Source organism: Paenibacillus herberti, from assembly GCF_002233675.1.
Classification (GTDB): Bacteria; Bacillota; Bacilli; order Paenibacillales; family Paenibacillaceae; genus Paenibacillus_O; species Paenibacillus_O herberti.
Genome location: NZ_NMUQ01000001.1, coordinates 1,346,411 through 1,370,336 on the forward strand (window position 1 = coordinate 1,346,411; position 23,926 = coordinate 1,370,336).

Sequence of the window (23,926 nt, forward strand, 5' to 3'; positions counted from 1 at the left end):
TGCTGCAAAGGGTTCATCGGGAAAACGGGAGGGAGGGATTACTGTGGGGGTAGGAGATACAAATGCTGCCAGCCATGCTGATACTGCTGAGCCAGGCAAAACCGATGCGGTGGCAAGCTGCGAAACGACGGATTTATATGGCTGCAAAGCGCTGCGACTACAGTCGCATGGTTATGAGGCGACTATTCTTCCCGAGCAGGGCGGAAATTTGATCTCGTTTGGCCTGAGGCAATATCGCTTCCTTCGTTCCCCTCGTCCCGATCAGGAGGCAGAATTTAACGAGAAGCCGTCTCGTTACGGCATTCCCGTCTTGTTTCCGCCCAATCGTATCGATGGGGGAGTATTCCAGGCCGCTGGCAAAACGTATCGATTTCCGATAAACGAGCAGTCCCTCGGCAATCACATCCATGGGCTATTTGTACGCCAACCATGGCTAATTCTTAATAGCGGCACAAATGGGGATGAAGCGTACGCAGAAATCGGCCAGGTAGTGGATGAATTCCACTCCGTTTATGCTCAGTTTCCTCATCAATTCGAATTCCGCATCCGTTACTCGCTATCGGCATCGGGTCTATTGCAGCAGGTGAGCATTGTGAACACCGGGGACGATCCCCTGCCCTGCATGCTGGGCTTTCATACGGCATTCCAGGTTCCATTTTCCCCAGAAGGAAAAGCGGAGGATTACAACTTGAGCGTTACGCTCGGCGAGCGATGGGAAACCGATGGACGAATGCTGCCAACGGGAATACTACTGCCTTTAGAAGGTGAGGACCTACTCATTGCGGGTAGTGGAACATCTCCATTCGCCAGGGAATGGGCCGATTATTATACGGCGAATCCTCGGCTCAACAGCGAAGGCATCCCCATCAATGCGATGGAACTGACGGATCGGAAGCTGAACATCAAGCTCATCTATGAGGTAGGTCAGCCTTATAGTCATTGGGTGTTGTGGAATGATTCGGCAGCAGGGGATTTCATATGTGTCGAGCCGCAAACCTGCGCAGTTAATGCAGCAAATCTGAACCTTCCGGCAGAAGAGAGTGGTCTTGTCATGCTGCAGCCAGGCGCACAATGGGAAGCGGCAAGCAGAATGTATGCTGAATTTGATAGAGAGGAGACCAATGCGGATGACGGAAGGGTTGAGAGGTAAAGTCGTAATGGTGACAGGCTCGGCCAAAAGCATCGGCAAAGGCATCGCACTGGAGTTCGCTGGTCACGGTTGTAAGCTGATTATTGCCGACAAGGATGAATCCGCCGGTGAAACGACCGCAGCGCAGATCAGGGCTGGCGGAGGATCGGCGCAGTTCATCCACATGGATTTGACCTCTTCCGAGGGGATCGTCATGGCTATTGAGCGTGCTGAAGCCGACTATGGCACCATCGACACACTGGTCAATAACGCAGCGATCGTTGAGCCGCTCAAGCCTTTTCTGGAGCTGTCGGTGGAGGAGTGGGACTATGTGATGCAAGCCAACGTAACCGGCACGTTCCTGCTCAGTCAAGCCGCGGCCAGACTGATGGTCCGACAGGGAAACGGTGGAATCATTCTTAACCTGCTTGCCATCCAGACGGAAAGCCCGTTGCCCGGTTATGCGGCCTATTGCACGAGCAAAGGCGGATTGGAAGTATTGACCCGGTCGATGGCGGTTGAGCTGGCTCCATACCAAATCCGGGTAAATGGGATTTCGCTCGGGGCGGTTTATGCGGACTCGGTCCGGCGTAATCTGCCCCAGGATCAATATCCGCCGGGGCAGGATGACTTTGAACAAGTGCCCCCTGAGCTGGATGCGTCTTCCGGTACGCTAGTCGGCAGGCTCGGCAGGCCATCCGATGCCGGCAAGCTGGCCGTATTCCTCGCTTCATCCGACGCAAGCTTCTTGACTGGGGCTGTGTATAAAGCGGACGGTGGCCGATTGCTCAATAGGAGGCTTGTCACATGAGTTTAGCCGTCAAAAGGCTGCACCGAATTCCATGTTTAATCGGCGGTAATAAACCGCTTTATCAGCATGTGCTGGAGGGTGAGGATACGGTCGTATGGATCGATACCGGCATCGCCTCGACGCCGCAGCAGGAGATGATTCCTTATTGGCAAAGTCATGTCAGTTCGGACGAGGCAGCGCAGAAAAAACAGCTGCTCGTCATCACACATGCAGATGTGGATCATTTTGGCGGCTACGCGCAAATGAAGCATTGGATGCCGCAATTGAGCTCGATGGCACATCGCGCCGATGTTGCTTGGATTGCCGATCCCGAACGGATTATAACCGAGCGGTACAACATGCACGCGGCGGACGGACTCCAATTAACGGCAGAGCGGATCGATCAGTTGAAGGAACGCGGCGGTGGTGGCGGACGGATTGATATGAGTTTAATCGGCGGAGAAACGATTCAGCTTGGAGATGCGGGGGACTGGCAATTGCTCCATACGCCCGGTCATTCTCCGGGGCATCTCATTTTTTGGGAGCAGAGCTCCCGAACCGCGGTCATTGGAGATGCTGTGCTTGGCTGCGGGCTACTGAATACAGCAGGAGAGTTGGTTGCTCCACCACCTTATTATGATTGTGGCAGCTACAGGGACACGATCCAGCTCCTCCGTTCCTTGCAACCGGATGTTGTGTACAGCTCCCACTTCCCGGTTATGGAAGCTGCAGCTTTTCAACGTTTTCTGGACGAAAGCATGGAATTGACGAGGCAGTTAGACCATGTTTTAGTGCTGCTTCCCAAAGGACGCAAGTACACGCTCGGAGAGTTATGCCTGGAAGCGGGAACACAACTCGGTTATTGGCCGGAGTTGGCCTGGAACGGGTTATGCGATCCATTATCCGCGCATTTGCTGGAGAAATCTCGCGAGGGTAGTGTGCGTTCGTCGTTTGACGAGGGGCTGCGATTGTATTCTTTTAACTGAAGCGAGGAGGGTGAGCAAAATGAACGAGGCCTCCAAGATGGAGGGGCGCATGTACATGAATGGTGAATGGGTCCGATCCATCCGTTCAAGCGTAAGAGATGTCCTCAATCCGGCCACGGGGAGTGTAGTGGGTACGATTCCGGCTGCAACCCGCGAAGACGCCGCACGGGCGGTTGACTATGCACATGAGGCTTTCCAAACCTGGTCCCGAATGCCGGCTCCTAGTCGTGCGGCTCTAATCATTATCGCTGGCGAAAAAATAAAACAACGGAAACATGAGATTGCCGAAATTTTAACATTGGAGCAGGGGAAACCGCTTGCTGAGTCCATCGGTGAAGTCATGATTGCCGCCGATTATTTGATCTGGTACGGGCAGGAAGCGCGGAGAATTTACGGAGAAACGATCCCGGCATCTGCTGAAGATAAACGAATTATCGTCATCCGTCAGCCAGTCGGAGTCGTTGGAGCGATTACGCCGTGGAATTTCCCAGCTTCCATGATTGCCCGCAAGATCGGCCCCGCTTTGGCGGCTGGCTGCACAGTCGTGTTGAAACCTGCGGACGCCACGCCATTAACTGCGGTTAAGCTGATGGAGGTATTTCACGAATGCGGATTTCCTCCTGGGGTTATCAATTTGGTCACGGGAAAAGGCAGCGTGGTCGGCGCGGAATGGCTATCCAACAAAAAAGTGAGCAAAATTGCGTTTACCGGTTCGACCGAGGTCGGCAAGCTTTTGCTGCAAGATGCGGCTTCTCAAGTGAAACGGATGACGATGGAGCTTGGCGGTCACGCACCGTTTATCGTTTTTGACGATGCCAATCTGGATGAAGCGGTGGAAGCCTGTCTAGTTAGCAAGTACCGTAATGCAGGGCAGACATGCATATGCGCCAACCGCGTTTATGTGCAAGCGGGGGTTATGGAGGCGTTTACGATCAAATTGCTCGAGAAGGTCAAGCAACTGAAAATTGGCGACGGTATGGAACCGGGAGTCGAGATCGGCCCGCTGATTAATGAAGAAGCCAGATCCAAGGTGCTTCAACAGGTCGAGGATGCATTGGGCAAAGGGGCTAGATTACTGCATGGTGGCAAGAGATGGGAGCCGAATAATTCCGCTTTGTCATACGGAGCGTTTGTCGAGCCTACCCTGCTTACCGATGTCGATGAGTCGATGGCCATTTGCATGGAAGAAACGTTCGGCCCAATTGCTCCCCTTATCACATTCCGCACGGAAGAAGAAGTTCTCGCCAAAGCAAATGCATTGGAGTTCGGATTGGCGGCGTATGCTTTTACGCAGGATCTCGGGCGCTCGATCCGCATATCAGAAGGTTTGCAGTATGGGATCGTTGGTATCAACGATGCGCTCCCTACGGTCGTTCAAGCTCCATTTGGCGGGTGGAAGGAAAGCGGGCTAGGCAGCGAAGGCGGCAGGCAGGGCCTAGATGGGTTCCTGGAAACCAAATATATTTCCATAAAAATGGTTTAGTCGCTTGTGATGGAAGCATGGATCATATGGGGCGGTTTGTTAATCGGCGGTTTTTTGCAGGGTTCGGCAGGATTTGGAGTTGGATTGTTCGCAGCTGGCATCCTAACCGCTTTTCTCTCGGTCAAAGACAGCACATTAATCATATTGGCGCTTACGATCGTTATGTCTTCCTATGTGCTTCTAACCTCATGGCGGTATATCCGCTGGAACATGATGGTTTGGGTTTTATGCGGAACAGTGATAGGCAGGGTGGCAGCTTTTACCTTTATTCATTATCTGGGTGAAACAGCGGCAGCCAAGCAATGGCTCGGTTATATGCTGATTGCAATTGTCTTGTACCTTTCCATTCGTCCGAAGATCGAAAACAAATTCCAGCGTTTCATGAAGTGGAACGGGACGGCGGTCGGAATCGGAGCGGTCGGAGGTTTTGTTGGCGGGGCGTTTGCAATCGGCGGACCCATTTATGCGCTCTATTTTATCCATCTGTTTCAAGAAAAAAAGGATTATAATGCTACGCTGCAGGCCGTCTTTATCCTGTCCAATCTGTTCACACTTGGCTTGCATGGATGGAGCGGGGATATTAGCCAAGTGTTTTGGTTTTATACGATGACAGGAGTTGTGCCTGTTCTTGCCGGGGTCATGCTTGGCAGCCTACTGTTTAATCGCATGTCACGGGCTGCCATCCAAAAATGGGCCTATCTTATCGTTGCGCTGTCAGCAATTCGCCTAATTGTGGGATAGAGATAGTTCAAAAAAATGAGTTATTGGAGGTTATCGCTGTGCACAAGTTTTTGATCCATAAACAAGGCGATCATGTTGGAGTTGCCACCTCGGATATCGAGGCGGGCGAGACAGTAATCGGCGTTTACATGGATGATGATTCAACGATTGAAGCGGTAGCGGCAAGTTCGATTCCGCTTGGACACAAGATAGCGGTGTCGGATATCGATAAGGATGGGCATGTCATCGAGTATGGATTGCCTATTGGTTTTGCACCGGATGGCTTTAAATTCGGCGATTACGTCCATACGCACAATATCAAAACATTGAGGTGGTAGAGCGATGAAACAACTACTGGGATACAGACGTGAAAACGGCAAGGTCGGCATTCGCAATCATGTCATCATTCTTCCGGTTGACGATATATCCAATGCTGCCTGTGAGGCGGTTGCCAATCATATTCAAGGTACGATGGCATTGCCTCATGCTTACGGCAGGCTGCAATACGGCAAGGATTTGGAGCTTCATTTTCGTACGATGATCGGCACAGGCTCGAACCCCAACGTAGCCGCAGTTATCGTAATCGGCATCGAGCCTAATTGGACGAATATTATTGCCGAAGGCATTGCCAAAACCGGCAAGCCGGTTGCCGCTTTTTCCATCGAGGGTACAGGCGATCTGGAAGTGGTCCGCCAAGCTTCCTGGAAGGCTAAAGAATTTGTTCAATGGGCATCCGAGCTGCAGCGCGAGCCTATCGAACTGAGCGAACTCACGGTGAGCATTAAATGTGGCGAATCGGACACAACGACAGGACTTGGCTCATGTCCAACCGTCGCTCAAGCAGTTGATCGGTTGGTTGATGCAGGCGCAACCGTGTTTTTCGGAGAAACGTCCGAGTTGACCGGAGGGGAGCATCTGATCGCTGATCGCTGCGCCACGCCAGAACTGCGCGAGAAGTTCATGGCGATCTACGATGATTATATTTCTGAGATCAAAAGCTCTGGTGTTGATCTGCTGGGCTCTCAACCGACACAAGGCAATATTGCGGGCGGCTTGTCTACCATTGAAGAAAAAGCACTCGGCAATATTGAAAAAACAGGTACAAAGCAGGTTATCGGCGTCCTTGAGCCAGCCGAAATGCCAGGCAATGGACCAGGACTCTATTTCATGGACACATCATCGGCTGCAGCCGAATGCATTACGCTGATGGCGGCAGGCGGAGCGGTGCTTCACTTTTTCCCAACCGGTCAAGGCAATATTATCGGCAATCCCATTGAGCCAGTCGTTAAAGTAACAGCCAATCCAAAAACCGTCGCTTCCATGAACGAGCATGTGGACGTCGATTGCAGCGGCTTGCTCTCCCGTGAAATCAACCTGACCGAAGCAGGTGATTTGCTGATGGACTATCTGTGCCGCGTCGTTAACGGCCGTTTAACGGCTGCCGAAGCGCTTGGACATAAGGAATTTGTGATGACGAAGCTTTATCGCAGCGCGTAACGATTACACCTAAATTGAAAGGCATGTAGCTGGATGTCTCATAGGGGATCCGGCTACATGTTTTATGGGGTGATTTTTTGTCTGAGCGAAGCAACATAGTCACTTTCCAGGCGGAACAATTGACGGAGTTTGGCAAAGAGGTTCTTATGGGGCTAGGAATGGCGGAGGGGGATGCACTCATTGCCGCCGATTCTCTGGTGCGGGCGGATCTTGAAGGCAACGAGAGCCACGGCATCAGTCGTTTGCCCATTTATGTGAAGCGAATGAAAGAAGGACGAATTTCCGCGGTTGCCAACATAAACTTTGAGCAACTCGGCTCAATTTTACGAGTGGACGGCAACAACGGTTTAGGACAGGTGGTCGCTTATCGCGCGATTGAGCAGGCAATACCGCTTGCCCGAGAAAGCGGCATGATCGGTATTTTTGTCCGCAACAGCAATCATTTCGGAACGGCCGCTTATTTTTGTCAGCAAGTCTGCAAGCAAGGGATGGCCCTGATCGCGATGACTAATTCTCCTCCGGGAATTGCGCCATGGGGAGGCAAAAAAGCTTTTTTGGGAACGAATCCGCTTGCGTTCGGCTTTCCGAGCCGCAGCGGACCGCCGGTTATCATTGACATGTCATCGAGCGTGGTCGCGCGAGGCAAAATTATATTGGCAAATAAAACGGGCGAGTCCATTCCGCAAGGCTGGGCGATGGATGAAAATGGCGTTGAAACGGTCAATCCGGCCGCAGCGCTGCGCGGAGCGGTGCTTCCGCTTGGCGGTGCCAAGGGTTATGCGCTTGCGCTGGCGATCGAAATGATGTGCGGCGTGCTAAGTGGAGCGGCATACGGTCCGCATGTGAATAACCTTTACAGGGACGAGGACCCGCCTGCGAATGTCGGGCATAGCTTCATCCTGATGGATATAGCTAAGTGGATGGATATGGACGATTATTTTGATCTATCGGATCAGCTCCTTCGAGAGATGAAAGAGTCACCAAAAGCATCCGGTACGGATGAAATTTTTTATCCAGGAGAGCGCAGATCGAAAGAACATACCAAGCGCTCCGGCGCTGGGCTGACTGTTCCTCTGGAAGTTGTCGGCGAATTGAAACGGCTTGGCGAAGAAGCCGGAATAGCTTTTCTGGAAGGAGTCCGCTCATGAAAGCGATCATTACCGAACTCAATTGGCCGATTGGTATTGAGCTCTTGCAAGAGCAAGGCTGGGAAGTGCTCTACGATCCCGAGCTGTGGAAGGATCGCGAGCGGCTGCAGATGGAATTGCAAAACGCCGAGGTTATCATCGTCCGTAATCAAACGAAGGTTGACGCGGAATTGTTGGGTTGGGGTAATCAACTAAGGGTGATCGGACGGCTCGGCGTAGGGCTCGATAATATCGATCTTCAGACGGCCGCAGACCGAAATATCCCGATTATTTTCGGTAAAAACGCTAATGCGACCTCCGTTGCCGAGTATGTCATTTCCGGATTGTTCGCTTCTGCGCGCTTCTTGCACGGGGCTGATCGGGATGTGAAATCCGGCGGATGGAATCGAAAGAAATATACCGGCGTCGAAGTAGCAGGCAAAACTCTAGGACTAATCGGAGTCGGGGAGATCGGCCATCGGGTTGCCGTGCGCGCCCGTGCGCTTGGCTTGAAAGTGATTGGATACGATCCTTTTGTTGCGCCGTACGATTTTCCTGCAGCGGAGAGCGGGATCGAGCTTGTTGAGATGGACCGGGTACTTGCCGAATCCGATTATATCAGTCTGCATGTACCTCTTACGGCGCATACAAGACATCTATTCAATCGTGAGATTTTCCACAAAATGAAACGGACAGCGATTATTATAAACAGCGCCCGTGGCGGCATAATCCATGAAGTTGAGCTTAATGAAGCACTGGAAAACGGAGTTATCAGCGGTGCGATTCTGGATGTGCTGGAACAGGAGCCTCCCCCACCGGACCATCCGCTGCTGAAACGTCCTAATTGCCTTATTACTCCCCATATAGCAGGATTGACCGAAGAATCCCAGATCCGTACTGCCGAACTCGTTTCCAATGAAATCATCAGCGAAATGGAAGGGAAACCTTCTTTGTGCAGAGTGAATGGTAGAAGGTAAGGAATAGAGATGAGCTCAACGTCAGGGAGTTGATCGTTCGCATGCCATCCGTACAGCTTCAATCCCAGCCTAGTAAGATGCAGCCGCAATCGGCCAACCGCTGGAAAGGGCTTATAAAAGGAATTGCGCTGACGGTAGTTTTAGCCTATATTTCAGGAAATATCGCTGAGCTTCCCTTTTTCTCGATTATGGGTATCATGATTATTTCCATTATGCTCGGTGTAGTGTGGAACTCGTTTATGGATGTGCCCCTTGATGCATCCGCCGGCATAACCTTCAGCAGTAAATACTTGCTGCGAGCAGGCATTATATTGATGGGGCTGCGCTTGAATTTGGGCCAAATCGCCGATGCGGGATTATCCGTTTTACTGATTGATATCATTGTAATCGCCGTCACGTTACTTGTTATGATCTATCTCGGTCATAAAATGGGAGTCGACAAACATCTGTCGGCGCTGCTTGCAGTCGGTACCGCTATATGCGGAGCTGCGGCGATTGTCGCTGTTGCTCCTCTAATTGGGGCCAAAAAGGAACTAACGGCAATATCTGTTGCTTGTATAGCCACTCTTGGTACAATTGGGGCGCTCGTTTATATTTTTTTATATCCCTATATGGGATTAGAACCTTACTTGTACGGTGTGCTCGCAGGCTCAACTCTGCATGAATTGGCACATGTCATAGCAGCAGGAGTACCAAGTGGGACGGTCGGGAGCAACGCAGCGATTGTCGTCAAACTCGGTAGAGTTGCCTTATTAATTCCGGTTGCCTTGATTTTGGCCTACTTTTACCGTTCAAAGGATGAGCGGGCGCAAGGGGCGAAAAAAGGATTCAAAAACTTGCCGATCCCGTGGTTTATTTTTGGGTTCTTGGCGATGAGCATCGTCAACACGATGGGGATATTGCCTGAAGCGCTCATTAAGACGCTAATAGCGATAAGCGTATTTTTATTGGCCACCGCTATGGCAGGGCTTGGCTTGAACATCAAGCTTGGTGATTTTAAGAAGGTGGGGAAAAACGCGATCATCGTTGCCATCGCCGGATTTATTGTGCTGGCGCTATTAGGCCAATTGTTAATTGCTGTTTTTTATTGATTGTTCCAAGAAGAAAAAGTACGACTTACCTGCTCATGGAAAATGAGTGGGCAAGTCGTACTTTTTTTATAGAAATCAACATTGATTTAAAAGCCGCGAACTTCATCTTCCAAGTGTTTATCCTGCCTAACTTCCATGATGAAAAAAAATGAAGCGGCTACGAATAACAAAGCAACTGTTGCTTCTTGAACCCATTGTACCAAAAGGATCACCGCCCTTTTTTTTAATTCGCATTGGATTACTTGTGTTTATTATATAGGTATAGGGTACTCATCTGTCAATACCCATCGTACAGATTGGGCGTTGGGCCAGCTTTCCTCAAGAGCTACCTTATAGGAACAGCATATACGATATGCAGCAGCCCATTAATTTGCTGATGTTTGGTCAGGTAATCAAGCTCATCTAATAGCTGCAGCAAATTCATGAGCGAAGGGGGCAGTTCAAGTCCTCCTTCGCTTTCTGCTGTTTCCAGTTCCTTTTCCGATAGCATGAGGTCAGTAATGCAAATACGCCCGCGCGGCTTCAGCACTCGGCGCATTTCATGAATGGCAAGCACCTTCTGCTCGTCCGTTAGATGGTGGAAGGCGAAGCTTGAGACGACGAAGTCAAATCGACTCTCTAAATAAGGGAGGGCTAGAAAATTGCCCAGCTTCGTCTCCATATTGGGATATTTGAATAGGCAACGCTTCAGCATTTCCTTCGATTGATCGACCCCGGCCATTTCCGCACCCCTTTCCATTAACTTTCCAGCTAAGTTCCCTGTGCCGGTTCCAATATCCAAACCTTGCTCGCCTAGAGCTGGATTGAGCCATTTCACCGTTAATTGCAAGGCTTCCTCATAATCCTTGTATTCCCGCAAGCCATCATTATGAACACGCTCATCATGATTTATCGCCAACCGATCAAAGCCCCATTTATCCTGCCAGCAATTCCTCTGTTCGCGCAGTCTTTTTGAACCTTCTGCCAGTTCATAGATATTATCTAGCGGAAGTTTTTGCTCTCTTTTTAAGCTCTCGATCATCCCGTCAGTGGTCTCGATGATCCCCTTAATCTCTAGCCACTTGGAAAATAACACGGAGCGCTGAAGCTCCAGATAATATTGCAACTCCTGCTTATCTGCATGTTCGATTTTTTCCAACGCTTGTTTGATATCGCCAATGGCCATGCCTGCTTCCCGTAAAGCAATAATGGTTTGCAGCCGCCATATATTCTGCTCGCTGAACTCGCGGTATTGGTTATTCTCCTGTTTATCGGGTTTGATTAGCCCTTTTTCCTCGTAAAAACGAATGGTGCGGGCAGAAATATTGAGTTTCTCCGCCGCTTCTTTGATTTTCATCCTATCCCGCCTTTATATGAGCCTTGACCTTCACGTAACGGAAACGTTTAAGGTAATCGTATCACAGCTTAACTATAGGAGGCACTAAACGTTATGAAAACACTGATTAAGGGCGCTACGATTCTAACGATGAATGACGAGATTCCTTTTATGGGCGATATTTTGATTGAAGGTGATCGCATTACGGATATTGGAGCGGAAATAACGGCTGACGCTGATGAGATAATACGGGCAACGGGCATGGCAGCAATGCCGGGGCTGATTAACGCCCATCAACATACACCGATGAGTTTATTGAGAGGTTTTTCCGATGATCTCAAGCTGATGGACTGGCTGGACAAAAAAATGCTTCCTGCGGAAGCAAAAATGACCCCAGAAGATGTGTATTGGGGCGCTAAGCTTTCCATGGCCGAAATGATCCGGTCCGGCACAACGACGTTTGCAGATATGTATATCAATATGAATGAAATTGCTTTTGCAGTTGAGGAGGTCGGTATGCGCGCCTCTTTGACGCGTGGATTGATTTTTCTAGCGGCTGACGGCGGCAGGAGAATGAACGAAGCGCTTGATCTGATCAACCGATGGGGGGGCAAGGCGGATGGGCGGATCACGACAATGCTGGGGCCTCATTCTCCGTACACATGTCCGCCTGAGCCTTTTATCGAAGTGATAACTCTAGCGGAGAAGCTGAACGTACCCATTCATACTCATTTGGCCGAGACGAAAGAAGAGGTCATTAAACTCAGAGACAAATACAATCAAACTCCAGCCGAGTATTTATATCATATTGGCCTCTTTGAGAGGGCGCATGTTTTGTTAGCTCACTGTGTTCATTTGAACCGTCGGGATATAGGGTTGTTAAAAGGAATGCGAGGCGGGGTGTCCCATAACCCTGTCAGCAACTTAAAGCTAGGATGCGGCATTGCACCGGTGTTTGATATGATCGAGCAAGGTTTAACGGTAGGTTTAGGCACCGATGGAGCAGGAAGCGCAACGACCGTTGATATGTTTGAAGGAATAAAGAGTGCAACTTGGCTGCAAAAGTTGGATTACGGTGATCCGACACGATTACCCGCCTCACAGGCATTACGCATGGCAACCCGAGAAAGCGCCAAACTGCTGAACATTGCTGACCAAGTCGGCACCCTCGAAATCGGCAAAAGGGCTGACATCATTTTAGTGGATATGTTAAAGCCCCATCTGCAGCCGATTCACCATATCGAATCTCTTCTTGCATACAGCGCAAATGGCGGAGATGTGGATACGACAATTGTGAATGGTAAAGTGCTCATGCGAGGGGGACAACTGCTCACTATCGATGAAGAACAATTGTATAAAGAAGTTTCAAGCCGCGCCAAGCGAATTACAGAAGGAATTTAACTAGGGACCATAGAATTGGTGACATCCTTGATGTCATCAATTTGTTGTTATAATGGCTGTAGAAATGCGGGGTGAAACGGTGAAACGGACCGATAGGCTGATGGCGATATTGATTGCTTTGCAGCAAAGGTTGGAGACTGCTCAATCGCTGGCCGATAAATTCGAAGTTTCCAAACGAACAATATTACGCGACATGCAATCTCTTTCTGAAATGGGCATCCCTTTGTACTCGATGACAGGCCCCACAGGTGGATTCCGGTTAATGGAAGGTTTCCAGCTTCCTCCACTGCAATTGGATTCACAGGAAGCGTTGACGGTTCTATTCGCTCTGCGCGCCATGACGAAAATGACGGATACGCCATTTAATGGCGCAAGATGGACGGTTACGGATAAAATCAAGGCGATTTTGCCGGAGCAGACGATCCATGTAATCGAGCCGATGCTTGATTATTTTGAAATAGAGGTTCCAGCACGCACGGTGAAAACTCCGCATTTGATTGTTTTACTGGAGCTCACTGCACAATCTCGCTGGATTCAGGCTCTGTACAGCTCAGAAAACAATCAGCGTTGGCTGCAGCTTCTGCCTCGACGAATATATACGGCTCATGGTTTTTGGTATTGCGAAGCATACTCGGTTACTCATGAGGAGCAGAGAACATTCCGAGTGGATCGATTTGAGACGATCGAGATGATGGAACCTTCGGATGAGGTAATCGAGAAGGTTCAGCAACATGATGGGCAACAGCAGCAACATGGTAATCAAGATGAAGCCTTACAGCGAATTCGGGCGAAGTTGACCTATCGTGGCGCATTGTTGGCTGAACAAGATTTCCATATTGGTGAGCAGGTAAGGCAGGTTTCAGAAGAAGAGTGGGAAGTCGATTTTTTATGTCCGGCATCCCAGTGGCAGTGGGCGATACGCTTTTTCTTCACACTCGGTCTGGATGCCGAGGTAATAGAACCCTCGAGCTTAAGACAGGAAATCTATTCGATGTCAAAAGAGCTTTGTGACAGATATAAACTTTAATTCCATGAAGGAGGTTATTTTATAATGGATCAGTCTATTTTAAATCGTGCTAAGCCATTTATTTATAACAATGCCCGTTTGCTGGATCGCAGAAAATATGAATTTTACTTTGAAGGGGGCTCCAAGGAGAGGGTCATTGAGGCGCTTCGTGCCTACCAGAATCCGGATGGCGGATTTGGCAATGCGTTGGAGCCTGACATTCGCTGCCCGAACAGTCAACCGGTTCCGATCGAAATGGCGCTTATGGTCATGGATCAGATGGATGACTTTGATCCGCGTATGATTGACGGAGTCATCCGTTACTTAAAGGAAATAACTTTGCCGGATGGCGGGTTTCCGTTTGTGTTCCGCAGTGCAAGCGAATACCCGCATGCGCCTTGGTGGGCAGCCCAACAGGATGACCAGCCTTCGATCAACCCGACAGGGAGAATCCTCGGTTTATTGTATAAACAGAAGACAAGAACAGATATTTTTCAGGAGGGCTGGTTTTTAAAAAATGTAGCCTATGTTTGGAGCGTTGTAGAAAATACGCAGCCACATGGCTATCATGATGCTGTTCATTGGATTTCATTTTTGCAGCATACTCCTGAGCAAGAGAGAGCCGGCAAAATCTGGCTTATCTTTGATGAATGGGTGAACCGCAGCCGTATAATCGAGCGTAATCCAAAAGCTGAGGGGTATGTCCATAAGGTCCTGGACTGGGCTCCAACCCGTGATAGCTACATGAGCAAATTTATGACGGATGCGGATTTCGCAGAACATGTACAAGTTCTTATCCGCGACCAGCAAGAGGATGGAGGATGGTCAATCAACTGGCCGGCGGTCAGCTCTGGTGGAGAAGCGGAGTGGCGGGGGAGTATCACGATAGATCGGTTATTAACGTTGAGGTCCTTTGGGATGATTTGACCGATAACACCTGACTTGAGACTCGACGACGCGATTGAAAATATAGGGATGCCGTCTGGAAGGCATGTTTGCCTGGATGTCATCGAAGCTTTGTTGGACGATCGTACATTGAACTCGCGTAAAGACTTATGGAAAATCCGATATGAAGAATACTCTCAACTGATATTGATGGTCTAATCGGACTCATTCTCGTAGTTCCATCGCATACGGCTCCATCCAAGGGAACGGAAACGATCAAACCTGTTTACTGCTTGCTTGATAGACGCATAAATGAAATACAAATAGGCAAAAGTCGCTGTCATAGTTTTCGGTAGACAGTTTCTTTTGCCTATAATTTAACGGTATGACGATAGTAGGTTGGACGCTTTGCCCGAAGGTAGTCAGCAGCGGATGTTTGGATGAATGGCCAAGCGCTCCTTTTAAAATAGAGCCATTTATTATTATATAAATATATGTAAAAACCCCAACAATATGATTGATGGAATTATAATTATGAACTATTTCGTAACAATCAACCGATCCTACTCGATTTTGTAAGGAATCATAATTTAGCTAAATTGCGGAGCTGGTATAATGAAGCTATCGGAATATCTCGATTCAGGAGATGAATTGTGTCAGAAATGATCAACTATTGGTAAAAAACTTCCTTTTCCCCTCGATTTGAAGTCGAACAATTCCTCATTTACAGTAGTCAAATAATACATTTCAGTATTTCTATAATTGTATTCTTAATTATCATTTATATAATTATTCCATTAAAAATACATACGTATATCAAAATCAAAAATATCAATTAGACTAAATTCCTTCTATTGTAATTTGGTTCGCAATATGTAATCATATCTCCAACTTAGATGAAGAGAATCGTTAGGTTGTTAGGTGATTTCTTACATAAACAGTCCTGATCGAAAACGCTAATGTCCTAATCGGCAATGAAACGGCGGAAGCGGGGGATTAAGATGAAGAGGTACAGCAAGCGGCAAAGGAGAAAACCTGCGGATAAGACTATTCTTGAGGTGAAGACTTTTGATCTGTTGTAACCGCTTTCTCGAGTGGTTGAACTTTTCCGTACCTGCTGATAATGATGACTGGTCAACAACTACAAGGAGGTGGAGTTTCCAGAATCAGCCGATGGTCGCTGAGCGGAAACGATAAGATGGCACTTAAAATCGGAATTGTAGGATTAAACGGAATCGGCAATAATCATGCTGCATGTTACCAAGAGGACGAACTGGCTGATCTTGTCGCCGTTTGCGACGTAGTGAAGGAACGTGCGGATTCAGCGGCCCAACGCTATGGCGTAAAGGCTTACTATAGCCTGAAAGATATGATTGAGGGCGAGCCCGATCTGCAAATCGTAGACATTGCCACTGGGGGAATCGAGAATGGAAGCTGGCATTTTGAACCTGCTATGGAAGCGATCGGCTACGGAAAACACGTCCTCGTAGAGAAGCCGCTTTGTCATGACATTCGCCAAGGCAGAGAGCTCGTGGCTTTTGCCGAAGAGAAGAAGGTTTATCTTGGCTGCAACTTGAATCACTATTTCACACCACCCGCTGAAAAAGCGATGGAGTACATGAACAACGGCGAAGTCGGTGAACTCGTCTACTGCCTGCTCAAAATGGGCTTTAATGGCGGCGAAGCCAATTACGGGCCAGCTGGATCACCTAAAGTGAAAGGGCATCCTTACTTCCATATGAAAGCCTTTTTAACCCATCCTTTCAGTGTAATGCGCCATTTCTGTGGTGATATTACACACATCCAAACCTTCTCGGACCAACCAGGCTTCCGCAGAAACGCAGGCGATGTGATGGTTTCAATCAACAGCATTCACGTTAAATTCGCCAATGGCGGCGTCGGTTATCTGCTTAGCCAAAGAGGGGATACCGTGTATGGCTTGGGCGGCTGGTGGAGCGCTGAAGTGGCCGGTACAAAAGGTACCTTTACAATCGAAAACTGTGTGGAGAAGCTGTCGTTATGGAGAGCAGAAAGAGGCATTCCGGGCATCAGCGAGCCGGTAAAAGCGGAAGTAACCGATTATGGTACAAAAGATTTCAACCGCACCTTCAACAATAGGCTTCACGCCTTTTTAGAAGATATTTCGAACGGAGTTCCCCGTGAGGAGCTGCGAGCGAATGGCCGGGATGCACTGGCCGTGCTTGAATATACTTTTGCCGTCATCGAGTCGTATGAGCGGGGCGGAGAAGTCGTAAGACCACATGCGCTGCCGCCACTGTCTGGCGACCCAATATCATTGAAGTAATCCACTTCCATACAGCGACCGGTTGAAACTTGTTACTCTTTTCAACCGGTCATGGTGTAAATTGAATCAGACATGCTTATTGAGACAGATTGCTTTTCAGACATGCGGCTGACAATCCATAACCCATCCATCGAATTCTGGTGAAGAGCCCCCAGTATCCGCTCTTCATCTGCATTCGATCGATGTGATGCGTTAATTAGCGGCGATCAACCGGAGAAGTCCTTTATGAAAGGTGGAGCTACCAAAGTGAAGGATATACTGCAGAGCGACTCGTTTATGAATGAACAATTTCCTTTTTACATTATGAAGACCATACAGGGAGCAGTTCAAGAGCATGGTCATAATTTCGTGGAGCTTGTATATGTAGTGCGGGGTAAAGGCGTTCATCGGTTTGGCGGAATCGACTATGAGATTCAAACCGGCGACGTAATCATCATTAATCCAGGTGAAACGCACTCTTACATGGTCCAAGGCGAAGAGAGAATGGAAATCATCAATTGTCTATTCATGCCGAGTTTCATTTCTGACACCCTCCTGCGTGAGCTGGGAATTTCAGGGTCTATGGATTATTTTTACGTACATCCTTTCTTGAATACTGAAGTTAGGTTTAACCATCAACTTAATTTAAGCGGACAGGATGCGGCATCCGTGCTGGCCATTCTGGAAAGCATGCTCCGGGAAAGCGGTAACCGAAGCCCTGGTTACACCTTTATTATCCGGCTGCAGTTGGTTGAATTGCTGATCCTGCTGTCCCGATATTATACGCTCATGCAGAAGCACAGAACGGTTGCTTCGCCGCGACGATTGGACCGTGAAATTACGGCCCGGCGCATCTATGGTTACTTGGAACGTAATTACGACAAGAAAATAACGCTTCAATCGCTTTCTGAGCTGTTCAATGTTAGCGTACGCCAGCTCAACCGATACATGAGCCAGGAGCTCGGGAAAAGTGTAGTCGATGTCATGCATGATATTCGGATCGCACGCGCCAAACATCTGCTCTTGGAGTCCAATGAAAAAGTAATTTCCATTGCGACAATGGTCGGTTATGAAGATCCTTCCTTCTTCAGCCGTCTATTTTTCCGTCATGTCGGCTGCTCTCCGAGTCAATACCGAACGTGTCTTGAGAACCAGCTAACTGAATCCATATAAACGGAGCCATTCCTTACGTGTTGGCCAGTGGTCGGTAGTAGGTCTCGATCAGAGGCCAGCACTTTGGAGGGCCGATTCAGAACGAAATGGAGGGGTCATCAATGGCAAGGGTGTTATTCAACAATGTCGTAAAGCGATACAACAAATCGGGTCAGTTGTCCGTCGATCATTTCAACCTGGAGATCGAGGATCAGGAGTTTATGGTTCTGGTTGGCCCATCCGGATGCGGCAAGTCGACGACCCTCAGAATGGTCGCAGGTCTTGAGCAAATCAGCAGCGGTGATATTTATATCGGTGACCAGCTCGTTAACGATGTTCCGCCGAAAAAGAGAGACATCGCCATGGTTTTTCAAAATTATGCTCTCTATCCCAATATGAGCATATTTGAAAACATGGCATTTGGGCTGCGGCTGCGCAAAACGGAAAAACATGTGATAGAATCGTCCGTCAAATCCCAATCCAGAACGCTTGAAATCGAGCATCTGCTGGAACGGAAGCCCAAACAGCTGTCAGGCGGCCAGCGGCAGAGGGTTGCGCTCGGCCGGGCAATTTTGCGAACGCCCCAGGTGTTTCTTATGGATGAGCCTCTGTCCAATCTGGACGCGAAGCTGAGGGTACAGATGCGCGAAATGATCATCGAGCTGCATCGCGAGCTGGCGACAACAATGATTTATGTGACTCATGATCAGACGGAAGCAATGACGATGGGAACACGCATCTGCGTGATGAAGGATGGATTGATCATGCAAGTAGATACGCCCGAGGTCGTTTACAACCGCCCGGTCAATCGGTTTGTGGCCAGCTTTATCGGCTCGCCCGAAATGAACTTTTTGCAAGGGACGATCATGGAAAAGGAGCGAAGCTTATATTTCAGCACCAAGCGCTTTTTTATGGAAATTCCTTATTCCATGCATGAGGCGCTTAGAGCCGGGGGCAACGTCGACCGATCCGTGACGATGGGAATACGCCCCGAGAACCTTCAAATCGTGCGGGAGCTGGATGAACCACCTACGGATGGAACCCAGATTACGGGAATCGTTACCTTCTCGGAGTTGATGGGTGCGGATCGGTATATTCATCTAGACCTCGGGCATGAGCAAAAGCTCGTTATTCGGGCACCGGCCTTTACGAAATATGCGGATGGAACAAGGCTGGAAGTGACGATGAAGAGCGAATTCATCAACTTTTTCCATCGGGAAACCGGCAATGCGATCCGGTAGCGCGCCAATACCTGTAAAGGAGGCCAAATGATGAACAATCCGCCACGAAGGAGACGGCGAATCTGGGCGATCCCGGTTGTCGTTTCGCTAACTGCCGGCATACTGCTGACTCCCTCCTATGCAAATGGAACCGTTACCCGAGGGACGCTGCCAAATCCTGAAACGATATCGATCCCGGCAGCGGCTTCGGCGGAGCCGATTTATTCTCAGGTGCTCAAGAAGTGGTCCGAGGAAGGCGTTAAGGACGCAAACACTTCAGATATTGCTTTGAGTGCCTCCGATTACGCCAACGCTTCCGCCGAAGTAAAGCCTGAGCCGCTGGCAGGAAGCTCCGATTCGGTGCTGCTGAACGAAAAACAGTGGGTCGAATATGAAATCGACGTTCCCCAAAGCGGGCTCTATCAGCTGCGGCTTCATTATTATTCAGTGGAAGATTCCAGCATTCCGAATCAAATCGCCATTACGGTGAACGGCAAGTCTCCCTTTGTGGAAGCCCAGAGCATCAAGCTCGATCTGCAGTGGAAGGATGAACATTATCCGCCTCAAGCGGATAAAAAAGGCAATCAAATCCGTCCCGGCCAGCTAGCGGTGAAAGGTTGGCAGGAGCGGGAGCTGATGGAGTCTTCCTATGCAAGCAACGAGCCTTTGCGCTGGAACCTGAGCCAAGGCAAACAGGTCATTCGCATCCAGTCGGTATACGAGCCGATTGCGATCGATCGGATTACGCTTCAGGCTCCGGGAAATATCCCATCCTACGAAGAAGCAAAAAAAGAGCTCAAGCAAGAGGGCGGCGGAGATCCGAACTGGTATACAGCTCTTGAAGCGGAACAGATGAGCGTAAAGTCGGAGCCTTCAGTGCAGATGCAGGCAAGCCGGGACGATCTAGCCTCGCCGGAATCCGACGGAAAAATCGTGTTTAATACGATGGGCGGCTCAAACTGGGTTCGCGGAGGCCAAACGGCGGCATGGACATTTGAAGTCCCCGATGATGGCCTGTATAAGATCGATTTGAAATACATGCAAAACTTTAATAAAGGCTCCAATGCCTACCGGCAAATTCGGATTGACGGCAAAATTCCTTACGAGGAATTAAAAGCGTTTTCATTTTCTTATCGGCGAAACTGGTCGATGACCTCGCTAGGTCAGAGCAAAGAAGATCCTTTCCTCTTTTACTTAACCAAAGGCAAACATGATCTGTCGATGACCGTTACGAATGCTCCTGTTACGCCGATCGTCGAGGCGATTCAGTATGTGTCCTCGGAAGTTCAAGACATCAATCGGCTCGTCCGGCTTCTGACCGGCGACAATGCGGACGTCAATCGGGACTGGAACATCACCGAGCAGCTGCCCGACGCCAAACAAAGGCTGGAAAAGATGAGGGATACGCTGAATGATGTTTGGGCTTACATGAAAGAGCTTTACGGCACGGAGGCCGGCGGTACGGCCACGATCCGCGACGCCGTATCCAAGCTGCAGCGCCTGGCCGACCGGCCGAACGATCTGCCCACTAAGCTCGGTAATTTGACCTCGGTGCAGGAAACGTTGTCCACTTTTTCCTTGGAGCTGACCAAGCAGCCGCTCATGCTGGATCAAATCTATATCTCAAAAGCGACAGCCGAGATTCCGGATGTGACTCCATCAACTTGGAAAGTGATGACCAACACCGTCAAAACGTTTTTTATGACGTTTTCCCCGGATTATTTTGATTACGGGCGTCAGGATGGAGATGCGGCGATTACCGTTTGGGTCAATCGTGGCCGGGATTACGTGTCGCTCATGCAGCAAATGGCTGACGAGCAGTTCACCCCTTCAACGGGCATTAAGGTAAATGTGAACATTATGCCGAACCCGCAGCTGCTGATTCTGAGCAATTCGGCGGGCCGGGAACCTGACGTCGCGCTGGGGCTCGATCAGGGGATGCCGGCCGATCTGGCGATTCGCAACTCGCTGCTTGACCTGAGCCAGTTCAAGGACTACGACAGCGTCGCCAAGCAGTTCTTGCCGGGCTCGCTCGTTCCTTTCCACTATGATCAGGGCGATTATGCGCTTCCGGAAACGATCATGTTCAATGTGATGTTTTATCGGAAAGATATTTTGGAGGAGCTCAAGCTCAAAGTACCGCAAACATGGGAAGACATCTATGTCATGCTTCCAACGTTGCAGCAGCGGGGCTACGATTTTTACATCCCTTCAACGAACTATGTACCGTTTTTCTACCAGAACAACGCATCCTTTTATACCCCAGACGGGCTCAAATCCGGCCTGGATTCTCCCCAGTCGTTCGAAGCGTTTAAAAAGTGGACCGATTTCTTCAATATTTACGGCCTGCCGCAGGAAGTTCCGAATTTTTATATGCATTTCCGCAACGGGAATATCCCGATCGGCCTCTCCGATTTTAATCTGTATTTGCAGCTGCTGGTAGCCGCACCGGAAATTTCCGGGCAATGGGCGGTTGCGCCGCTTCCCGGCACCCGCAATGAAAACGGCGATATCGAGCGCTGGGGCGGCGGAGCGATTCAAGCCGGGTCCATCTTCAAGTCCTCCGAGAATCCCGAACAATCCTGGGATTTCCTGAAATGGTGGACGTCAACGGAGACGCAAACGCGCTTCGGCAACGACATGGAGATGTTCAACGGCGTCGAGTTCCGCTGGAATACCGCTAATAAAGAAGCTTTCCAGCAGATTTCTTGGCCCAAGGAGCATGCCGCCGAGATTAACAAACAGCTGGAGTGGTTCCAGGAAATTCCGAACGTTCCCGGAGGATATTTTACCGGACGCGAGCTTGGCTTTGCCTGGAATCGAACCGTTCTCGACAATATGAATTTCCGCGAATCACTGGAGGGAGCCATCTTCGAAATCAATCGGGAGCTGCTGAGAAAACAGCAGGAGTTCGGATTTGTCGATAAAGATGGCAATGTGGTCCGTAAGCTGGACGTTCCTTCAGTCAAGCCGCAGGTCGGAGGTGAGAGCGAAAAATGAGCCAGGAACTGGTCACAACGGCGGGTCCCCCGCGTGCTACTCGCCGGAAAAAGCTTGCCATTGCCTCGACCTTAACGTCCATGAGGAAAAATTGGCTTTCTTATGTATTCATCGCACCTTTTTTAATTACATTCCTTTTATTTATCGTCATTCCGACTATAGCGGCGATCATACTGTCCTTAACTTATTTCAACGCAATCGAACCGCCAAAGTTCGTCGGCTGGCTGAACTATCAGAACCTGCTCACCCAAGACATGGTTTTCTGGAAGTATGCGATTCCGAATACGTTCAAGTTTGCCATTATCGTCGGCCCGCTCGGTTATATGGCGGCGTTTATGCTCGCCTGGTTCATTACGCAGCTTCCGGCGAGAATCCGGGTTTTCTATACGCTGGCGTTATACTCGCCGTCGATGACCGCTGGCGTGGCGATGTCTGTCGTGTGGCTGATCTTTTTCAGCGGCGATAGGCTGGGCTACTTGAACAGCTTCCTGCTGGAGCTCGGCATCATCAGCGAGCCGGTGCTTTGGACGCAGGACCCAAAATATTTGATGACGGTCATGATTCTCGTGACGCTGTGGAGCAGCATGGGCGTCGGTTTCCTAGCGCTGCTGGCCGGTTTGCAAAACGTCGATACGCAGCTGTATGAGGCAGGCCGCATCGACGGAATTCGCAACCGGCTGCAGGAAATCTGGTACATTACGATTCCTGCCATGAAACCGCAGATGCTGTTCGGTGCGGTTATGGCCGTCGTCGGGACGCTGAAAGCCGGCTCTATCAGCACTCAGTTGTCGGGCTCAAATCCGTCACCGCAATATTCCGGCCATTTGCTGATCAATCATATCGACGACTACGGCTTTATCCGGTACGAGATGGGCTATGCCTCAACCATATCTGTGTTGCTGCTAGTCATGACCTACATCGTGAGCCGGATCTGCTGGAAGCTGTTCGGTTCGAAGGAGGAATGACTTCATGCGGGATTGGGCGTACAACTTAAAAAAAGGGTTCCGTTCACTGCGCCGAATGACGACGTTCCAATGGATTTTGTTCGTCGCCATGACGCTGCTCGCCGCCTTCATGCTGCTGCCGATTGTTTATTTGGTCAATCATGCACTGAAGCCGTTTAACGAGTTGTTTCTGTATCCGCCAACCTTTATCGCGAAACAGCCAACGCTGCAAAACTTCACCGATCTGATCGTCGTGACGCAGTCGTCCGCCGTGCCGGTGACAAGGTATTTGTTCAACAGCATCGTGATGAGCGTGCTCGTGTTTTTCACCTCGTGCCTGATTAGCGTTCTGTGCGCGTATCCGCTTTCCAAGCACAAGTTCCCGGGCAGGGGCATTATCTTCTCCGGCATTATCATCTCGCTGATGTTTGCGCCGGAGATGGTCGGCATTCCGCGTTACTTCGTCATTAGCAATCTCGGCATTATCAATACGTACTGGGGACATGTGCTTCCCCTTGTGGCAATGCCGGTCGGAGTGTTTTTGATGAAACAGTTCATCGACCAAATTCCGGATGAGTTGCTGGAAGCCGCGAAGGTGGAAGGGGCGAAAGAGCTCCGGATTTTCGCTAAAATCGTCGTTCCTCTGTGCATGCCGGCCGTCGCAACAACTGCCATCCTTTCGTTCCAGACGGCATGGTCCTCCGATGAAACGTCTACGCTGTTCATGGAGGATGAAACGATGAAAACGCTCCCGTTTTTTGTCAACACGTTGACAAACAATCTCTCCAACAACGTGGCCAATCAAGGCGCTGCGGCGGCGGTAGCGCTGCTCCTGTTTCTACCGAACTTTATCATTTTCCTAGCGATGCAGAAGAAAGTAATTACGACGATGATGCATTCCGGCATCAAATGACCGGGA

At 49.6% G+C, this 23,926-nt stretch carries 20 protein-coding genes; 19 read left to right on the forward strand and 1 reads right to left on the reverse strand.

Annotated features, from left to right (window positions below; genetic code table 11):
- Positions 1-43 precede the first annotated feature (43 nt).
- The 10 genes from CGZ75_RS06265 (at position 44) to CGZ75_RS06310 (ending at position 9,800) form a co-directional block, all read left to right on the forward strand.
- A complete protein-coding gene (locus CGZ75_RS06265) occupies positions 44-1,150 on the forward strand; it encodes an aldose 1-epimerase (protein WP_245850723.1) in 1,107 nt (368 codons plus the stop codon).
- On the forward strand, positions 1,128-1,940 hold the full coding sequence (locus tag CGZ75_RS06270) for an SDR family NAD(P)-dependent oxidoreductase (RefSeq protein WP_176444696.1): 813 nt from the start codon (positions 1,128-1,130) through the stop codon (positions 1,938-1,940). The genes CGZ75_RS06265 and CGZ75_RS06270 overlap by 23 nt, the downstream gene beginning before the upstream one ends.
- The gene (locus tag CGZ75_RS06275) at positions 1,937-2,905 is read left to right on the forward strand and encodes an MBL fold metallo-hydrolase (RefSeq protein ID WP_089523376.1); all 969 of its coding nucleotides are present in this window, start codon (positions 1,937-1,939) and stop codon (positions 2,903-2,905) included. The genes CGZ75_RS06270 and CGZ75_RS06275 overlap by 4 nt, the downstream gene beginning before the upstream one ends.
- 19 nt (positions 2,906-2,924) lie before the next feature.
- Positions 2,925-4,388, forward strand: a complete 1,464-nt coding sequence (locus tag CGZ75_RS06280; protein ID WP_217900046.1) for an NAD-dependent succinate-semialdehyde dehydrogenase — start codon at positions 2,925-2,927, stop codon at positions 4,386-4,388.
- 9 nt (positions 4,389-4,397) lie between these two features.
- On the forward strand, positions 4,398-5,129 hold the full coding sequence (locus tag CGZ75_RS06285) for a sulfite exporter TauE/SafE family protein (protein ID WP_089523377.1): 732 nt from the start codon (positions 4,398-4,400) through the stop codon (positions 5,127-5,129).
- A 38-nt stretch (positions 5,130-5,167) separates the two neighbouring features.
- Positions 5,168-5,446, forward strand: coding sequence for a UxaA family hydrolase (locus CGZ75_RS06290; protein ID WP_176444698.1), 279 nt, complete (start codon positions 5,168-5,170; stop codon positions 5,444-5,446).
- A gap of 4 nt (positions 5,447-5,450) precedes the next feature.
- A complete protein-coding gene (locus CGZ75_RS06295) occupies positions 5,451-6,605 on the forward strand; it encodes a UxaA family hydrolase (protein ID WP_089523378.1) in 1,155 nt (384 codons plus the stop codon).
- A gap of 77 nt (positions 6,606-6,682) precedes the next feature.
- Positions 6,683-7,753, forward strand: coding sequence for an Ldh family oxidoreductase (locus CGZ75_RS06300; protein ID WP_245850724.1), 1,071 nt, complete (start codon positions 6,683-6,685; stop codon positions 7,751-7,753).
- On the forward strand, positions 7,750-8,709 hold the full coding sequence (locus CGZ75_RS06305; protein ID WP_089523379.1) for a hydroxyacid dehydrogenase: 960 nt from the start codon (positions 7,750-7,752) through the stop codon (positions 8,707-8,709). The genes CGZ75_RS06300 and CGZ75_RS06305 overlap by 4 nt, the downstream gene beginning before the upstream one ends.
- Positions 8,710-8,750: 41 nt before the next feature.
- Positions 8,751-9,800 (forward strand): YeiH family protein, encoded by a 1,050-nt coding sequence (locus CGZ75_RS06310; RefSeq protein WP_089523380.1) that lies wholly within the window; start codon positions 8,751-8,753, stop codon positions 9,798-9,800.
- Between the two features lie 325 nt (positions 9,801-10,125).
- Here the strand turns inward: CGZ75_RS06310 and CGZ75_RS06315 are convergent, their stop codons facing one another.
- On the reverse strand, positions 10,126-11,136 hold the full coding sequence (locus tag CGZ75_RS06315; protein WP_089523381.1) for a MerR family transcriptional regulator: 1,011 nt from the start codon (positions 11,134-11,136) through the stop codon (positions 10,126-10,128).
- A 93-nt stretch (positions 11,137-11,229) separates the two neighbouring features.
- On the opposite strand from CGZ75_RS06315, the gene CGZ75_RS06320 reads away from it, so the two are divergent.
- From CGZ75_RS06320 to CGZ75_RS06360, 9 genes are all read left to right on the forward strand, one after another.
- Complete coding sequence (locus CGZ75_RS06320) at positions 11,230-12,516, forward strand: amidohydrolase (RefSeq protein WP_089523382.1); 1,287 nt, start codon at positions 11,230-11,232, stop codon at positions 12,514-12,516.
- Between the two features lie 79 nt (positions 12,517-12,595).
- Complete coding sequence (locus tag CGZ75_RS06325; protein ID WP_089524588.1) at positions 12,596-13,543, forward strand: helix-turn-helix transcriptional regulator; 948 nt, start codon at positions 12,596-12,598, stop codon at positions 13,541-13,543.
- A 24-nt stretch (positions 13,544-13,567) separates the two neighbouring features.
- Entirely contained in the window at positions 13,568-14,449 is an 882-nt protein-coding gene (locus CGZ75_RS06330) for a prenyltransferase/squalene oxidase repeat-containing protein (RefSeq protein ID WP_089523383.1), read from the forward strand.
- A gap of 1,156 nt (positions 14,450-15,605) precedes the next feature.
- Positions 15,606-16,712 (forward strand): Gfo/Idh/MocA family protein, encoded by a 1,107-nt coding sequence (locus tag CGZ75_RS06335; RefSeq protein WP_176444699.1) that lies wholly within the window; start codon positions 15,606-15,608, stop codon positions 16,710-16,712.
- Positions 16,713-16,937: 225 nt separating this feature from the next.
- Positions 16,938-17,864 carry an AraC family transcriptional regulator gene (locus CGZ75_RS06340; RefSeq protein WP_089523385.1) on the forward strand — a complete coding sequence of 309 codons (927 nt, stop codon included), beginning with the start codon at positions 16,938-16,940 and terminating at the stop codon, positions 17,862-17,864.
- 101 nt (positions 17,865-17,965) lie between these two features.
- The gene (locus CGZ75_RS06345; protein ID WP_089523386.1) at positions 17,966-19,084 is read left to right on the forward strand and encodes an ABC transporter ATP-binding protein; all 1,119 of its coding nucleotides are present in this window, start codon (positions 17,966-17,968) and stop codon (positions 19,082-19,084) included.
- A 27-nt stretch (positions 19,085-19,111) separates the two neighbouring features.
- Entirely contained in the window at positions 19,112-22,063 is a 2,952-nt protein-coding gene (locus tag CGZ75_RS06350; protein WP_089523387.1) for an extracellular solute-binding protein, read from the forward strand.
- An 80-nt stretch (positions 22,064-22,143) separates the two neighbouring features.
- Positions 22,144-23,028, forward strand: a complete 885-nt coding sequence (locus CGZ75_RS06355; RefSeq protein ID WP_245850812.1) for a carbohydrate ABC transporter permease — start codon at positions 22,144-22,146, stop codon at positions 23,026-23,028.
- A gap of 4 nt (positions 23,029-23,032) precedes the next feature.
- The gene (locus CGZ75_RS06360) at positions 23,033-23,920 is read left to right on the forward strand and encodes a carbohydrate ABC transporter permease (RefSeq protein WP_089523389.1); all 888 of its coding nucleotides are present in this window, start codon (positions 23,033-23,035) and stop codon (positions 23,918-23,920) included.
- Positions 23,921-23,926: the final 6 nt, after the last annotated feature.

Excerpts from the sequence above, each read along its gene's own strand:
- CGZ75_RS06275 (WP_089523376.1), top strand. The coding sequence starts at position 1,937 with ATGAGTTTAGCCGTCAAAAGGCTGCACCGAATTCCATGTTTAATCGGC.
- CGZ75_RS06320 (WP_089523382.1), top strand. The coding sequence starts at position 11,230 with ATGAAAACACTGATTAAGGGCGCTACGATTCTAACGATGAATGACGAG.
- CGZ75_RS06350 (WP_089523387.1), top strand. The coding sequence starts at position 19,112 with ATGATGAACAATCCGCCACGAAGGAGACGGCGAATCTGGGCGATCCCG.
- CGZ75_RS06345 (WP_089523386.1), top strand. The coding sequence starts at position 17,966 with ATGGCAAGGGTGTTATTCAACAATGTCGTAAAGCGATACAACAAATCG.
- CGZ75_RS06305 (WP_089523379.1), top strand. The coding sequence starts at position 7,750 with ATGAAAGCGATCATTACCGAACTCAATTGGCCGATTGGTATTGAGCTC.
- CGZ75_RS06270 (WP_176444696.1), top strand. The coding sequence starts at position 1,128 with ATGACGGAAGGGTTGAGAGGTAAAGTCGTAATGGTGACAGGCTCGGCC.
- CGZ75_RS06285 (WP_089523377.1), top strand. The coding sequence starts at position 4,398 with ATGGAAGCATGGATCATATGGGGCGGTTTGTTAATCGGCGGTTTTTTG.
- CGZ75_RS06310 (WP_089523380.1), top strand. The coding sequence starts at position 8,751 with ATGCCATCCGTACAGCTTCAATCCCAGCCTAGTAAGATGCAGCCGCAA.
- CGZ75_RS06330 (WP_089523383.1), top strand. The coding sequence starts at position 13,568 with ATGGATCAGTCTATTTTAAATCGTGCTAAGCCATTTATTTATAACAAT.
- CGZ75_RS06280 (WP_217900046.1), top strand. The coding sequence starts at position 2,925 with ATGAACGAGGCCTCCAAGATGGAGGGGCGCATGTACATGAATGGTGAA.
- CGZ75_RS06335 (WP_176444699.1), top strand. The coding sequence starts at position 15,606 with ATGGCACTTAAAATCGGAATTGTAGGATTAAACGGAATCGGCAATAAT.
- CGZ75_RS06355 (WP_245850812.1), top strand. The coding sequence starts at position 22,144 with ATGAGGAAAAATTGGCTTTCTTATGTATTCATCGCACCTTTTTTAATT.
- CGZ75_RS06360 (WP_089523389.1), top strand. The coding sequence starts at position 23,033 with ATGCGGGATTGGGCGTACAACTTAAAAAAAGGGTTCCGTTCACTGCGC.
- CGZ75_RS06340 (WP_089523385.1), top strand. The coding sequence starts at position 16,938 with ATGAAAGGTGGAGCTACCAAAGTGAAGGATATACTGCAGAGCGACTCG.
- CGZ75_RS06295 (WP_089523378.1), top strand. The coding sequence starts at position 5,451 with ATGAAACAACTACTGGGATACAGACGTGAAAACGGCAAGGTCGGCATT.
- CGZ75_RS06315 (WP_089523381.1), bottom strand. The coding sequence starts at position 11,136 with ATGAAAATCAAAGAAGCGGCGGAGAAACTCAATATTTCTGCCCGCACC.